The organism is Streptomyces sp. NPDC049879 (assembly GCF_044461265.1).
Classification (GTDB): Bacteria; Actinomycetota; Actinomycetes; order Streptomycetales; family Streptomycetaceae; genus Streptomyces.
In genome coordinates this window covers 152031-166420 of record NZ_JBITKT010000004.1, presented here as the reverse complement: position 1 = coordinate 166420, position 14390 = coordinate 152031, and the positions used below count along the sequence as shown (strand labels likewise).

Annotated in this window: 15 protein-coding genes; 7 read left to right on the top strand and 8 right to left on the bottom strand. The window is 74.8% G+C overall.

Features of this window, described 5'->3' with window-relative positions; all coding sequences use genetic code 11:
- Positions 1-10: 10 nt before the first annotated feature.
- The gene (locus ACIBPC_RS15585) at positions 11-607 is read left to right on the top strand and encodes a helix-turn-helix domain-containing protein (protein WP_398844710.1); all 597 of its coding nucleotides are present in this window, start codon (positions 11-13) and stop codon (positions 605-607) included.
- 4 nt (positions 608-611) lie between these two features.
- Here ACIBPC_RS15585 and ACIBPC_RS15580 read toward each other — a convergent pair whose 3' ends face one another.
- From ACIBPC_RS15580 to ACIBPC_RS15570, 3 genes are all read right to left on the bottom strand, one after another.
- A complete protein-coding gene (locus tag ACIBPC_RS15580) occupies positions 612-1535 on the bottom strand; it encodes a GlxA family transcriptional regulator (protein ID WP_398844707.1) in 924 nt (307 codons plus the stop codon).
- A gap of 11 nt (positions 1536-1546) precedes the next feature.
- The gene (locus tag ACIBPC_RS15575) at positions 1547-2131 is read right to left on the bottom strand and encodes an isochorismatase family protein (protein WP_398844704.1); all 585 of its coding nucleotides are present in this window, start codon (positions 2129-2131) and stop codon (positions 1547-1549) included.
- Between the two features lie 68 nt (positions 2132-2199).
- Positions 2200-3024: a TrmH family RNA methyltransferase gene (locus ACIBPC_RS15570; RefSeq protein ID WP_398844701.1), complete on the bottom strand. Its 825-nt coding sequence runs from the start codon at positions 3022-3024 to the stop codon at positions 2200-2202.
- 144 nt (positions 3025-3168) lie between these two features.
- Here ACIBPC_RS15570 and ACIBPC_RS15565 point away from each other — a divergent pair, with 144 nt between their 5' ends.
- Complete coding sequence (locus tag ACIBPC_RS15565; protein ID WP_398844699.1) at positions 3169-3768, top strand: ABATE domain-containing protein; 600 nt, start codon at positions 3169-3171, stop codon at positions 3766-3768.
- A gap of 22 nt (positions 3769-3790) precedes the next feature.
- On the opposite strand, the gene ACIBPC_RS15560 is transcribed toward ACIBPC_RS15565, so the two are convergent.
- Complete coding sequence (locus ACIBPC_RS15560; protein ID WP_398844697.1) at positions 3791-4033, bottom strand: DUF2630 family protein; 243 nt, start codon at positions 4031-4033, stop codon at positions 3791-3793.
- Between the two features lie 161 nt (positions 4034-4194).
- Here ACIBPC_RS15560 and ACIBPC_RS15555 point away from each other — a divergent pair, with 161 nt between their 5' ends.
- On the top strand, positions 4195-5850 hold the full coding sequence (locus ACIBPC_RS15555) for a cellulase family glycosylhydrolase (RefSeq protein ID WP_398844694.1): 1656 nt from the start codon (positions 4195-4197) through the stop codon (positions 5848-5850).
- 47 nt (positions 5851-5897) lie between these two features.
- On the opposite strand, the gene ACIBPC_RS15550 is transcribed toward ACIBPC_RS15555, so the two are convergent.
- Positions 5898-7166, bottom strand: coding sequence for an FAD-binding protein (locus tag ACIBPC_RS15550; protein ID WP_398844692.1), 1269 nt, complete (start codon positions 7164-7166; stop codon positions 5898-5900).
- Positions 7167-7275: 109 nt separating this feature from the next.
- A complete protein-coding gene (locus tag ACIBPC_RS15545; protein ID WP_398844689.1) occupies positions 7276-8007 on the bottom strand; it encodes a hypothetical protein in 732 nt (243 codons plus the stop codon).
- A gap of 247 nt (positions 8008-8254) precedes the next feature.
- On the opposite strand from ACIBPC_RS15545, the gene ACIBPC_RS15540 reads away from it, so the two are divergent.
- Together ACIBPC_RS15540 and ACIBPC_RS15535 are read left to right on the top strand one after the other, a co-directional pair.
- On the top strand, positions 8255-9031 hold the full coding sequence (locus tag ACIBPC_RS15540; protein WP_398844687.1) for a thioesterase II family protein: 777 nt from the start codon (positions 8255-8257) through the stop codon (positions 9029-9031).
- A 49-nt stretch (positions 9032-9080) separates the two neighbouring features.
- A complete protein-coding gene (locus ACIBPC_RS15535) occupies positions 9081-9926 on the top strand; it encodes an aldo/keto reductase (protein WP_398844685.1) in 846 nt (281 codons plus the stop codon).
- Here the strand turns inward: ACIBPC_RS15535 and ACIBPC_RS15530 are convergent, their stop codons facing one another.
- The gene (locus ACIBPC_RS15530) at positions 9927-10817 is read right to left on the bottom strand and encodes a LysR family transcriptional regulator (protein WP_362962499.1); all 891 of its coding nucleotides are present in this window, start codon (positions 10815-10817) and stop codon (positions 9927-9929) included.
- Between the two features lie 71 nt (positions 10818-10888).
- On the opposite strand from ACIBPC_RS15530, the gene ACIBPC_RS15525 reads away from it, so the two are divergent.
- Positions 10889-11776: a PhzF family phenazine biosynthesis isomerase gene (locus ACIBPC_RS15525; protein WP_398844682.1), complete on the top strand. Its 888-nt coding sequence runs from the start codon at positions 10889-10891 to the stop codon at positions 11774-11776.
- A gap of 142 nt (positions 11777-11918) precedes the next feature.
- On the opposite strand, the gene ACIBPC_RS15520 is transcribed toward ACIBPC_RS15525, so the two are convergent.
- Positions 11919-12581, bottom strand: a complete 663-nt coding sequence (locus tag ACIBPC_RS15520; RefSeq protein WP_362962495.1) for a lytic polysaccharide monooxygenase — start codon at positions 12579-12581, stop codon at positions 11919-11921.
- Between the two features lie 603 nt (positions 12582-13184).
- Between ACIBPC_RS15520 and ACIBPC_RS15515 the strand changes: the two genes are divergently transcribed.
- Entirely contained in the window at positions 13185-14321 is a 1137-nt protein-coding gene (locus ACIBPC_RS15515; RefSeq protein ID WP_398844680.1) for an LLM class flavin-dependent oxidoreductase, read from the top strand.
- Positions 14322-14390: the final 69 nt, after the last annotated feature.

The following is a 14390-nucleotide window of genomic DNA, read 5'->3' as shown; positions in this document are numbered from 1 at the left end:
ACTGCGGCCCATGGACGAACAACCGAGCGTGGACGCCGTGATCGAGCAGATCGCGCCCCGGCTGCGCCGCGCACGCGGGAAGAAGGGCATCAGCCTCGCCGATCTGGCGCGCGCCACCGGCATCTCGACCAGCACGCTGTCGCGTCTGGAGTCGGCCCAGCGCAAGCCGAGCCTCGAACTGCTCCTGCCGATCACCGCCGCGCTCGGCGTCCCGCTGGACGAGATCGTCGCCGCGCCCCGGATACTCGACCCGCGCGTGCCGCAGCGGGCCACCGGGAGAGACGGCCGCGTACTGGTCCCGCTGTCCCGGCAGCAGGGAGAGCCGCGGGCGTACAAGATGACCATCCCGTGGCACGACGGGCAGCCCCACCTCAGGACGCACGCGGGCCACGAATGGCTCTACGTGCTCCGCGGGCGGCTGCGCGTCCGGCTGGGCGACCGCGACTTCTTGATGGGCGCGGGCGAGGCGGCCGAGTTCGACTGCCGGACTCCGCACTGGTTCGGCGCGGCCGGGCGCGGCGACGTCGAGGTGCTCAGCCTCTTCGGCAAGCAAGGGGAACGCATCCACCTCCGCACGGGCGACACCGAGCCCACGCACCGGCCCTGACCCGTCACCCGGCGGCCGGTGGCGGCGGGGCCCCCGCCGCGCGGGAGCGGAGGCGGCGCAGTGCCCGCGCGTCCTGGAAGCCGACATCCCGCGCCGCGGCCTCCACGGTGGCGCCCTGCCCGATCAGGTGCTCGGCCCGTTCGAGCCGCAGCGCCGTCTGGTAGGCGAGCGGCGTCAGCCCCGTCGCCCGCCGGAACAGCCGGGTCACGGTCCGCTCGCTGCACTCCGCCGCGTCGGCCAGCAGACGCAGCGGCAGCGGTTCGGTGAAGCGGGCGTCGATCAGGTCCTGCACGCGGTGCACGGTCCCGTCGACGTGGTACCGGTGCCGCATCATCGTGCTGATCTGCGCGGACGCCCCGCTGCGCCGTGCGTGGACGACCAGGGCGCGCGCCACCTGCCCGGCGGCGTAAGGACCGTGCCTGCCGCTGACCAGGTGCAGCGCCACGTCGATGCCGCTGGCGAGACCCGCCGAGGTGACGATCCGGTCGTCCTCCACGTACAGCGCGTCCGGCACGACCCGCGCCCTCGGGTACAGGCGCGCCAGCTCGTCCCGCAGGGTGTGCAGCGTGGTGCAGCGGCGCCCTTCGAGCAGCCCGGCCCTGCCCAGCGCGTCGGCCCCCGCGCAGACGCTCCCGACCGTGCCGCCCGCGGCGTGGTGCGCGCGCAGACGCTCCAGCGTCCGCGCCCCCACCCGGCGCGTCGGCCCGCGCGAGCCCGGCACGATGACCAGGTCCTCCGGCGCCAGCTCAGGCCACGTCACCTCGGCGCGCACGGGCAGCCCCTGCACGGTCGCCACGTCCGGCTCCTCCGCGACGTAGTGGAGGCTGTACGGGTGGCCGAGGTCGTCCGCGGTGGAGAAGACCTGGGCGGGCCCCGCCAGGTCGAGCAGGTGCACCCGGGGGATGAGCAGGAAGACGACGCGCGGCATGACCGCTGATCCTAGAGCTGCGTCAGCTGGTCGACGGTCCTGATCGTCGCGAACCGCCCGGCCAGCACGTACTCCGTACGCGCGATGATCTCCTCCACCCGCAGCGTGCGCGGGTCGTCCATCAGCCGGGAGAACGGCAGGCGGGGCGAGGCGTCACGGTGCGGGATCGGCGTGGTCACGGTCGCGTCGATGGCGAAGTCCACGTCGAACCCGAGGTCGGACGCGATCCGCGTCGTGGTCTCGCAGCACTGCTCCGTCCTGATGCCGCAGACGGTCAGCCGCCGGATGCCCCGGACGGTGAGGTACTGCTGCAGGCCGGTCGTGGTGAACGCGTTGTGCGCGGTCTTCGTGAACACCGGCTCGCTCTCCAGCGGCACCAGCCCCTCCATCAGCTTCACGTGCCCGAGCGCCGGGTCGAAGACGGTGCCCGCGCCGGGCCGCGACCCGAGGATCCACACCACCTCGTCCCCCCGCCCCCGCGCCGCCCCGACGAGGCGGCCGACCTGCGCCACGATGTCGGGCCGCGAGGCGAACTCCCAGTCGGGCATGTGGAGGAAGGACTCCTGGACGTCGATGACGATCAGCGCTCTGTTCATGCCCCCACCCTGCCGGGCGGGGGACGCGCGCTGAAGGTCCGGCCTGGTCGCCCTGCGGACCGATCCGGTCAGCGGCGCGCGCGGGACCGCTGGCGCGCCGCCTCGTACAGGATGACGGTCGCCGCGTTCGCCGCGTTCAGCGAACTCGCCGAGCCCGTCATCGGGATGCGGACCATCGCGTCGCACCGCTCGCGCCAGGCCGTGCTGAGACCGGTCGTCTCGTTGCCGACGACCAGCAGGACCGGGCCGGTCAGGTCGAAGTCGGCCGCGTCCACCGTGCCGTTCTCGTCCGTCCCGACGACGGTGACCGCCCGGCCCGCGTCCCCGGCGGCGGCGAGCCACTCGTCCACCTCGCGCTGCCCGGGGCTGCGCACCACGGGCAGCGCGAACAGCGAACCCGTGCTCGCCCGCACGGCCTTCGGGTCGTAGACGTCCGCCGCGTGCCCCGTGACCACCAGCCCGTGGGCGCCGAACGAGTCGGCGGACCTGACGATCGTGCCGATGTTCCCCGGGCTCGTCGGGCGGTCGAAGACGACGCCCAGGAAGCCGGGACCCACCGGGATGCGGCGCAGGTCGTCGTCCGGCAGCGCGGCGACACCGATCAGCTCGGGCACGCCCTCGTCCTTCCCGCCCAGCTCGGCGAGCAGTCCGGGCGCCATGGCGATCTTCTCCGCCTCCACCGACGCCAGCAGTTCGCGCGCCCACGCCGTCGGCGGCCGGTCCGCGTCGTACAGCAGCGCGCGCAGCGGCCAGCCGTGCGCCACCGCCTGCGAGAGGGGCCGCACGCCCTGGATCAGGAACTCCCGCTCCCGCTGCCGCGTCCTGCGGTTGGACAGCTGCGCCTGCCACTGCTGGAAACGGGCGTTACGCGTCGTGATCCGCCGAGCTGCCACGCCCAGCAGGCTACACCGGCCGCCCCCGCCCGCCGTCCCCGGCCGACGTCAGCGCCGGTCGACGGAAAATCGCTGGTCAGCCGTTAGGAGCGGTACGCTGGACCGGCCCCCGACCACCGGCGGGCGCAGGAGGGGAGAGGCCCCGTGGAACGCCATCTGGCACTCGAACTGGCGAGCACCGTCCGGCACGACGGCCAGGGCGGCGTCACCGACGACCTCATCACCTCCGCCGGTCTCACGCACTGGATACGCGGCCAGGCCGACCTGCTCGACGGCGCCGTGCCCGGCACGATCACCGCCGACGAGGGCCTGCGCGCCGAGGTCGTCGCCCTCCGCCAGGCCGTCCGCACGCTCTTCGCCCGCGCCGTGCGCCCCGGGCCCCCCAGCCCCGCCGACGCCCACCGCCTCCTGCCCGGCGAGCAGGCGCTCGCCCGGCTCAACGCCGCCGCCGCCCGCGAGCCCGTCACCCCGCGTCTCGACTGGCCGGACGGCGCCCCGCCCGCCGCCGCCGCCGGCTCGGACGAGCCCGACCCGGGCGTACGGCTCGTCGCCGCGCTCGCCCGCGCCGCCATCGCCTTCCTGGCCGGGCCCGAGCGCGAGAAGCTGCGCGCCTGCACGGCCCCGCGCTGCGTGCGCTACTTCGTCAAGGAACACGGGCGGCAGGAGTGGTGCAAGCCCTCCTGCGGCAACCGCGCGCGGGCCGCCCGCCACTACCGCCGCGTACGGGACGCCGCCGCGCACTGACCCGGCGGCCGCGGCGGGGGGCTCAGCTCTCGTACTCCTCGACCTCGCGCGCCGACCGCATGGCGGCGCGGTCCGGGTTCTCGCCGAACTCGCCGCGCGCCCTGCGCTGCCGCAGCAGGTCCCAGCAGCGGTCGAGACCCACCTCGACGGCCGCGAGGCGGGCCCGGTCGTCCTCCGCGAGGCCCTGGCCGACGGACCGCTCGCGCAGCGCGCGCTCCTCGGCGACCAGCTCACCGACTCGGGCAAAAATGTCCTTGTCGTCCATGGGGTCAGGCTAGCCCCGTCCCCCCGGCCCGGCCATTCGGCCGCCGACGCACCCCCTTGACGGGGCGGCGGCATGGTGCGTTGATGCATGGGAGCGCTCCCAAAGCACGCGTCCCACCCGACCGGTCCTGTCCCATCGGCCCGACCCCGTATGGAGCCGCCATGCCCCTGCGTCCTCCCCTCCGCCGCGCGCGCCGCGCCGGCGTCGCCGCCCTGTTCGGACTCCTCGCCCTCACCCTCGGCGCCGCCCCGGCGGCGCAGGCGGACCCGGCCCCCGCCGCCGTGGGCTTCCACATCCAGAACGGCCGCCTCCTCGAAGCGGACGGCAACGACTTCGTGATGCGCGGCGTCAACCACGCCCACACCTGGTATCCGGGCGAGACCGGCTCGTTCGCCGACATCAAGGCCAAGGGCGCCAACACCGTGCGCGTCGTCCTCAGCAGCGGCGACCGCTGGACGCGCAACGACGCCGCCGACGTCGCCAACGTCGTCTCCCTCTGCAAGGCCAACCGCCTGATCTGCGTCCTGGAGGTCCACGACACCACCGGCTACGGCGAGGACGGCGCCGCGACCACCCTCGACCGCGCCGCCGACTACTGGATCGGCATCCGCGACGCCCTCGCCGGCCAGGAGCGGTACGTCATCCTCAACATCGGCAACGAGCCGTGGGGCAACAACAACCCCCAGGGCTGGACCGCCGCCACCCGCGGCGCCATCGGCAGGCTCCGCGACGCCGGGTTCGACCACACGATCATGGTCGACGCCCCCTCCTGGGGCCAGGACTGGGCGGGCGTCATGCGCGACAACGCCCAGTCGGTCTTCGCCTCCGACCCGGACCGCAACACGATCTTCTCCGTCCACATGTACGGCGTCTACGACACGGCGGCCGAGGTACGGGACTACCTCGGCGCGTACGTGAACGCGGGACTGCCCGTGCTGGTCGGCGAGTTCGGCTTCAACCACTCGGACGGCAACCCCGACGAGGACGCCATCATGGCCACCACCCAGAGCCTCGGCCTCGGCTACCTCGGCTGGTCGTGGTCGGGCAACGGCGGCGGCGTCGAGTACCTGGACCTCGTCACCGCCTTCGACCCCGACCGGCTGACGTCCTGGGGCCAGCGGCTCTTCAACGGCGCGAACGGCATCGCCGCCACGTCGGAGGAGGCCTCGGTCTACGGCGGCGCCCCCGGCGGCGACACCCAGGCGCCGACCGCCCCCGGCACGCCGGTGGCCTCGGGCGTCACGGCCACGTCCGCCGCCCTCAGCTGGCCCGCCGCGACCGACAACACCGGCGTGGCCAGGTACGACGTGGTGCGCGTCGCGGGCGGCACCGAGACCGCCGCCGTCTCGACCACCGCGACCAGCGCCACCGTGAGCGGCCTCAGCCCGGCCACCTCGTACACCTTCGCCGTCTACGCCCGTGACGCGGCGGGCAACCGCTCCGCGCGCTCGGCGGCCGTCACGCTGACCACCGCGCCGGGCGGCGGCACTCCCGGCGCGTCGTGCGGCGTCGGCTACCGCGTGACCGGCGACTGGGGCGCGGGCTTCCAGGGCGAGATCGTGATCCACAACACCGGCACGGCCGCCCTCACCGGCTGGACGCTCGGCTTCACCTTCCCCGACGGCCAGGTCGTCACCAACGCGTGGGGCGGCACCGTCGCCCAGAGCGGCGGCACGGTCTCCGTCACCCCGGCCTCGTACACGGCGACGATCCCCGCCGGGGGATCGGTGACCGTCGGCTTCACCGCGAACCGGGGCGCGGCGAACGGGGCGCCCGCCGCGTTCACCCTCGGCGGCGGCGCCTGCACGCGCGTCTGAGCCCGCGGACGTCCGGCGCGCGGCGGGACGCGCGCCGGACGTCCGGGTCAGCCGAGGAGCGCGTCCAGGTGCGCGTTGCGGAAGCGGCCCGCCGGGTCGAACTCGCGCGCCAGGGCGCGGAAGTCGTCCATGCGGTCGAAGCGCGCGGCGATCTCGCCGGGCGCGGCGGTCGTCAGCTTGCCCCAGTGCGGCCGGGCGCCGAGCGGCAGCAGCAGGTCCTCGACGGCGGCCAGGACGGGCGTCACGGCGGCCGGGTCCTGGACCCAGGTGAAGTGGAAGCCGACCGAGTCGCGGCCCTGCGCCGGGCTGAGCCACAGCTCGTCGGCGGCGACCGTGCGGACCTCCGAGACCTGGAGGACGGGCGCCAGCGCGTCGCCGATGCCGCGCAGCGCGGCGAACGCGGCGGGTGCCGCCGCGCGCGGCACGAACAGCTCGGACTGCAGCTCCTCGCCCTTGCTCGGCGTGAACTCCGGCCTGAAGTGCGGCAGCCGCTCGTGCCACGGGCCTGGCACGCCCTCCTGCCGCGTGCAGAAGTCGGCGGGCATGCCGGGGATCGGGTGCCACTGGCCCCGGGCCGGTGTGCCGCCGAGCCAGTCGTCGCCGGTGTCGGCGGCGCCGTCGCGGTCCACGCGGCGCTTGAGCCAGACGGTGCCGAGGCCGCTGTGCCAGTCGGTGAACGTGCTGACGCTGTACGCCGCGCCCGTCACCGCGTCGAAGGCGGAGGAGACCGCGTCCAGGGGCACGTCCGTGTGGACCCACTGCGCCACCTCGAAGGCGGGCTCGATGTCGAGGGTCAGGGCGGTGACGACGCCGAGGGCGCCGAGGCCGACGACGGCGCCGGGGAAGCGCGCGGGGTCGGTGTCGCGGCCGAGGCGCACGAGGTCGCCCTCGGGGCCGACGAGTTCGAGCGCGGCGACGGCGGACGCGAGGCCCTGCTGCCCGTCGCCCGAGCCGTGGGTGCCGGTGGCGACGGAGCCCGCGACGGAGATGTGGGGGAGCGAGGCCAGGTTCGCCAGCGCGAAACCGGCGGCGTGCAGCTCGGCCGCCACCTCGGCGTAGCGCAGCCCGGCGCCGACCGTGACGGTCCCGGCGTCCGCGTCCACCTCGACGCGGCGCGGCAGCCCGTCCACGAGGACCTGGTCGCCGTCGGTGTCCGCGATGCGGTTGAACGAGTGGCCGGTCCCCAGGGCGCGCACCCGCCGCGCCCCGGCGACGGCGCACCGCAGTTCGTCCAGCGACGCGGGGCGGTGCACCCGTTCCGCGCCGAAGGTGATGTTCCCTGCCCAGTTGTGCGCGGGCGTCCCGGTCGTCGTCATGGTCCGACCGTATTACGAAAGCGCTTGCTATGGACAGGCGTCCCCACACGTGACCTTCGCCGCTTTCCGCTGGTCACAGCCTCGGGCCCGGCGAGGCGGCCGGTGCGGGTCAGTCGCAGGTCCAGGCGAACCGCCCTTCCAGGTGGTCGGGGCTGAGGAAGCCGTAGCCGTACCCGTAGCCGAAGTTCAGGAAGTACGGGTCGTCGTCGGCCTCCCCGGCGTCACCGATGGTGAAGAGGAACTGCCACGGCGGCCCGACCGGTGCGCGGTGGTGGGGATAGCAGGGGGCGCCACCGGCATAGTCGCGCAGCTCCGGGAGAACCGGATCTCCGATGAGGGGGCCTTCACCCCGCATGCCGCGCTCCCAGGCGGCCTGCCGCTCCAGCGCACGCTCGGCCTCCGGCGGTACCGGCCGCAGGTCGATGTGCCACTCGACGGGGATCTCCGTGTCGCCCGGCCCCCAGCGCCAGAGGGTCCGGCCGTGCGTGCCGGGCGGACCGATGACCGCGAACGGGGGTATTCGGCCGCCTGGCTGGACCAGCAGTACGCCGTCGCCGGCCTCCGGGTCGAGCCCGCCCATGATGATGTCCTCCTCGTGGAGGAAGAGGCAGGCCGGCCTCAACGCGTCACCGGGGACGGGGAACTGGCCGATGAACACCAGGGGCGCCCCTGTGCGTGGGTCCAGGGGCCAGGTGGGTTCCGACAGCCAGACGGGCTCGCCGCCGAGCTTGGCGACCGGTGCGGTGACCGGCCGCTCCGGTGCCCGGAGGGCCATCTGACGGCGCGGCAGGAAGGCCGCGTCGTACGGCCCGACCGCCCGCCCCGTGGGCTGCGTGATCATGTGGCGGACCTTACGGCACCCCACTGACAACGCCCCCCGGACGCAAGCTCCCAAGGCCCACCGCGGTTCGCCCGTTCGGGTGAAGCGCCCCGCAGGCGGCACACCGGCACCGCAGAATCGACGTGTCCCCGGCACACCGCCGCCACCCCCAACCGCCGCCTGCCGCAAGGCCGTCCACCGCCAGCACGCGAACTCGCAGTCCTCGCCCACCGCACGGGCCCGCCGCCCACCCGGAGGAAACCGCCCCATGACCCACCCCGCCGCCGACGACTCCCCCTGGCTGCGCCGCTTCCACCCGGCGGGCCGCGACAACCCCGTCCGCCTCCTCTGCCTCCCGCACGCGGGCGGCGCCGCCAGCTTCTGGCACCCCTTCTCCCACGATCTCGCCGCCACCGCCGACGTCCTCGCCGTCCAGTACCCCGGCCGCCAGGACCGCCTGCGGGAATCACCGCTGCCCACCGTCCCGGCTCTCGTCGACGCCCTCTACCCGGCCGTCCTCGCGCTCATCGACCGGCCCCTCGCGTTCCTCGGGCACAGCATGGGCGCCGTCCTCGCGTTCGAGATCGCCCGCCGCCTCGAACGCGAGGAGGGCATCACCCCCGCCGCCCTCTTCGCCTCCGGACGCCGCGCCCCCGGCACCCACCGCACGGAGACCGTCCACCTGCGCGACGACGCCGCCTTCCTCGCCGAACTCCGCACCCTCGCCGGGACCGACCCCCGCGTCCTCGGCAGCGACGAACTGCTGCGCATCGTCCTCCCCGCCATACGCGCCGACTACCGTGCCATCGAGACGTACCGCTATGTCCCCGGCCCCCCGCTCAGCTGCCCCCTGCACATCCTCACCGGCACCGACGACCCCCGCGTCAGCGCACCCGAGGCGGACGCCTGGCGCGAGCTGACCACCGGCCCGTTCACCCTGCGCCGCTACCCCGGCGGCCACTTCTTCCTGACGGAGCACCAGGCGGCGATCACCAGGACGATCACGACGGTCCTCGACGGAGTCGCCACCGGCCGCCCGGCCTGACGGCCACCGCTCTGCTAGCGTGGCGGGCCGAGCGAAGGGGAGTCGCGGCTTGACCTCGGACACCGGCACGTTCCTGATAGGCGGCGACCTCGCCGTACGGCGGCTCGGCTTCGGAGCCATGCACCTGTCGGCCGCACCAGGCCCCGAACGCGCCGCGTCCCTCGCGGTCGCCCGCCGCGCCGTCGAACTGGGCGTCACCCTCATCGACACCGCCCACCTCTACGGCGGCGGCGCCAACGAGGAACTCCTCGCCGAAGCCCTGCACCCGTACCCCGACGGCCTCCTCGTCACCACCAAGGTCGGCGTCGTCCGCTCGCCCGAGACCGGCGAATGGGGCTACGACTCCCGGCCCGTCGCCCTCCGCGAACAGGTGGATCACGCCCTGCGCCGCCTCCGCGTCGAGCGGGTCGAACTCCTCCAGCTCCACCGCATCGACCCGGAGACCCCGCTCGCCGACCAGATCGGCACCCTCGCGGAGCTGCGGACCGAGGGGAAGATCGGCCGGATCGGCCTGTCCGAGGTGACCGCCGCCGAGCTGGCGGCGGCCCGCGAGGTCACCGCCATCGCCAGCGTCCAGAACCGCTACAACCTCCTGGACCGCGAGCACGAGCCGGTGCTCGACGCCTGCGAGGCGGCCGGCATCGCGTTCCTCCCGTGGCGGCCCGTCGCGTGGGGCGGCGCGGGGGCCACGGCGGAGGTCGCCGCCGTGGCGGCCGAGGCGGGTGCCACGCCGACGCAGGTCATGCTCGCCTGGCTGCTCGCCCGCTCGCCGGTCGTCCTCCCCATCCCGGGCACCAGCCGCGTCGCGCACCTGGAGGAGAACGTGGCCGCCGCCGACGTCCGCCTCACCCCGTCCCAGCGCGACCGCCTCGACCGCCTCGCCGCCACCGCCTGATCAGGCCGCCGCGAACCCGCGGCGCACCTCGTCCACCACCGCCAGCACCGCGGGCGACGCCCACCGGCTGCGGTGCCGCACCAGCTGGACGGGCACGTCGGGCACGGCCGGACCGTCCACCACGGCCAGGCTCCCGTCCCGCAGCCCGCCCGCCACGCACGCGCGCGGCAGCAGCGTCAGCCCGAGCCCGGCCGCCACGCACGACCGCGCCGCCTCGATGCTGCCGAAACGCGTCAGCCGCGGCGGCTCGCCCGGCAGCGCGAGCAGCCGCCGGGCCAGCCGGTCGCTGTACGAACAGCCCTGCTCGTGCAGGAAGAACGGTTCGGCGGCCAGCTCCTCCCACGTCGCGCGCCGCCCCGGCACCGTCAGCGGATGCCCCGCCGCGGCCACGAGCACCAGAGGCTCCGCGCCCACCGCCTCCGCCGTCAGGTCGGCGGCCCCCACCTGCTCCTCCAGCAGCAGCGCCACGTCCAGCCGCCCCGCGCGCAACCCCTCGACGCCCGCCTCCGTCCCCGCCGCGTACAGGTGCACGTCGATCCCGGGATGGCCGCCGCGCAGCGCCGCGACCACCCCGGGCAGCCGCGTCGAGCAGAGCGTCTCCCCGGCGCCGACCACGACCCGCCCGGCCGCCGGTCCGCCCCCGGCCGCCGCCGCGCGCAGCCGCGTCTCGGCGTCCAGTACCTCCTCCGCGCCCGCCAGCAGCCGCCGCCCGGCGGACGTCAGGCGCGCCCCGCGCGGCAGCCGGTCGAACAGCCGGGCGCCCAGCTCCTTCTCCAGCGTCCTGATGTGGACCGTCACCGTGGACTGGGACAGGTGCAGCTCGCCCGCCGCGGCGGTGAAGCTGCCCGTCCGCGCCAGCACGGAGAAGGTCTGCAGCAGCCGCGTGTCCATGCGGAAAGCCAATCGGTCGGATCGGAAACCATCGTTTCCCATCATCGCGCGGCGATGGCACCGTGGACGCCATGAGCCCCGAACACGCCCTGCGGCCGGACGTCCTGCGGTACACCGCCTTCACCACCGACCCGGCGGGCGGCAACCCCGCCGGTGTCGTCCTCGACGCCGCCGCGCTCGACGACGCCGCCATGCTCGCCGTCGCCGCCGAGGTGGGTTACTCCGAGACCGCCTTCGTCACCGCGCGGGACGCGGCGCGCCGCCGCTTCACGCTGCGCTACTTCAGCCCGCTCGCCGAGGTCGCGTTCTGCGGGCACGCGACGGTCGCGACCGCCGTCGCCCTGGCCGAACGCCTCGGCACCGGCGACCTCCTCTTCGACACCCCGGCCGGGGAGATCCCCGTCCTCACCGCCCGCGACCCCGGCGCCCCGGACGGCCCGGTGCGGGCGACGCTCACCAGCGCCCCGGCGTCCTCCCGCCCGGCGGCCGCCGCAGAACGGGACGCCGCGCTCGCCGCCCTCGGCTGGTCCGCCACCGACCTCGACCCCGCGCTGCCGCCGCACGTCGCGTCCGGCGGCGTCCACCACCTCGTCCTCGCCGCGGCGACCCGCGCCCGGCTCGCCGACCTGGCGTACGACTTCGACGCGCTGGCCGCCGTGATGCGCCGCCACGGCTGGACGACCGTGCACCTCGTGTGGCGGGAGAGCGACCGCGTCTTCCACGCCAGGGACCCGTTCCCGGTGGGCGGCGTCGTGGAGGACCCGGCGACCGGCGCGGCGGCGGCGGCCTTCGGCGGCTACCTGCGGACGCTCGGGCTCGTGACCGGGCCGGTCCGCCTCACGATCCGCCAGGGCGAGGACATGGGCCGTCCCTCCGAACTCACCGTCGAGACCGGTCCGGACACCCCCCGCGTCCGCGTCTCGGGCCAGGCCGTCCCACTGCCCGACGGCGCACGCTGAACGTGCGCGGCGCCGCGTGTCCCCGTCAGGCTGTCTCGAAGACGCTGCGTTCTTTTGGCGACCATCGGATCAGGACAACGAGGTGCCCCGCCGGGCATGGTGGTGACCGGCGGGGCGGGGGTGGAGCGGATGGGGGCTGCGGTCAGCCGAAGTCCACGTCACTGCACAGGTAGTAGACCTGGTCCATGTGCGAGGCCTTCCAGATCGTGTACACCACGTGCCGGCCGCTGTAGCCGGAGGTGTTCACCTGCGCGCTGTAGACGCCGGTGGTCGGGTAGCTCCCCGTGGTGGTGATCAGGTCCAGGTCGTTCCACTCCAGCGGCTCGGTGACAGGGTTGTAGCCCTGCTTGCTGACGTAGATCCGCAGGTAGTCGGCGCCGTGCCTGGCCTGGTCCTCGATGCGGACCGTGAAGTTGTCGTTGACGGCGGTGGTCCGCCACGCGCCCGGCGTGTCGAGGGAGTTGTAGCGGCCTCCCTCGGTGCGGCCGCCGCTGCACAGCTGGCCGTTGGGGATCTGGGCCTGGTGCTGGCCGCCGACGTTGTTGCGGTAGAGGCCGTTCCAGTTCCACATGGCGTTCGGGTCGGCGCGCCATGCCTGCCAGCACATGGGGTCCTGCTGCTGCATGGCCGGGTTGAGGTGGTCGCTGCCCCAGCGCAGCCAGCAGCCATAGTTGCGGGACGCGGGGTCGACGACGGAGCCGTGGGCGTTCGCGGTGCCCGACATCGGGACCATGAAGAGCATTGCGGCGAACGCCATCAGCAGAGTGCGCAGTGAGCGGCGCGTGGACTTGGTGAGATGACGCATGTGTGCGGTCTCCGCCTTCCGGGGTGAATGGGGGTTGCCGGGGGGTGGGAGCGCTCCCATATTTGCCATGGCTTTACCCGGCGTCACGTCGGCGAAACACGCCGTTCTCGCGGCCGGGCGCCTTGCCCACCCCCTGGAAAACGGGGTGCGGCTGGTCAGCGACCTGTCGTGAGCATGTAAAAAATCTTCGGAAAGTCCGCGTGCTCCGACGCTTGTGGCGGCGCGGTGTGACGGATGTGGCGCGTGTGTGCCGGGGGCCCGGTGCGTGGGCATGCCATTGACGCCCCCGGCGGGCCGTGCTTGCATCGACGCATGCCAGGTGCACGGATGCTCACCCGCCGCCGCTGCGTGGACTTCGTCCTCGTCGCCGCCGCGATCTGTCGCCCCAGCCACTGACACGGGCCGCCGCGCCACGCGGCTGATCCCCGTCCTCCGGCCCGCCCCGGCCGTTCCTCCCCGTTCTCCCCTCTTCCTCTCCACGGTCGCCCCCGCCCGCATACCGCCGGTGCCCGGCGTCCTCCTGCGCCCGCGCGCCGCCAGGGCGCCGCCCGCCCGTGCCGTCTCACCCCTCGCCGCGCCCGTCCGACCCGTAAGGACTGTCCCGTGACGCTCACCTTCCACTGGTTCCTGCCCACCAGCGGCGACAGCCGCCATGTCGTCGGCGGGGGCCACGGCACGCCGGTCAACGCGGCGGGTGCCGACCGGCCCCCGTCCGTCGCCTACCTCACGCAGATAGCCCGCGCCGCCGAGCAGCTGGGCTTCGAGGCGGCCCTCACCCCCACCGGCGCGTGGTGCGAGGACGCCTGGCTGACCACCGCGATGATCAGCCAGCACACCGAACGCCTCAAGTTCCTCGTCGCGTTCCGCCCCGGCTTCGTCTCGCCGACCCTGGCCGCGCAGATGGCCACCACCTACCAGCGGCAGACCGGCGGGCGGCTGCTGCTGAACGTCGTCACGGGCGGCGAGAGCGCCGAGCAGCGCGCGTACGGCGACTTCCTCGACAAGGACGCCCGGTACGCGCGGACCGGTGAATTCCTCCAGGTCGTCCGGGAGTTGTGGCGCGGCGGCACCGTCGATCTCGCCGGGGAGCACCTCAGCGTGGAGGGCGCGCGCCTGGCGCGGCTGCCGGAGCCGGTGCCCGAGGTGTACTTCGGCGGCTCGTCGCCCGCCGCGCTCGGCGTCGCCGCCCGCCATGTGGACGTCTATCTCACCTGGGGCGAGCCGCCCGCGCAGGTCGCCGAGAAGATCGCGCGCGTACGGGCGCTGGCGCGGGCCGAGGGCCGTACGGTCCGCTTCGGCATCCGCCTGCACGTGATCAACCGCGACACGTCCGACGAGGCGTGGGCCGAGGCGCGGCGGCTGCTGTCCGGCATCGACGAGAGCACCGTGCGCCGTGCCCAGGAGGGCCTGCGGCGCAGCGAGTCGGAGGGGCAGCGGCGGATGCTGGCGCTGCACGGCGGCTCCCGCGACGACCTGGAGATCCACCCCGGGCTGTGGGCGGGCATCGGCCTGGTGCGCGGTGGCGCGGGCACGGCGCTGGTGGGCAGCCACGCGGAGGTCGCCGACCTGGTGGAGGAGTACCACGCGCTGGGCATCGAGGAGTTCGTGCTGTCCGGCTATCCGCATCTGGAGGCCGCGTACTGGTTCGGCGAGAACGTGCTGCCGCTGCTTGAGGCGCGCGGGCGCTGGCGGCACCCGGCGCGCGGTACCGCACCCGTGCCGGTGGGCGCGGGGCTCTGAGGCGGCCGCGCTGCGGGCCGTCCCGTACGCGGCGCGGCCCGCGCCCGTTCTCCCCTGCCCGTACGTCCC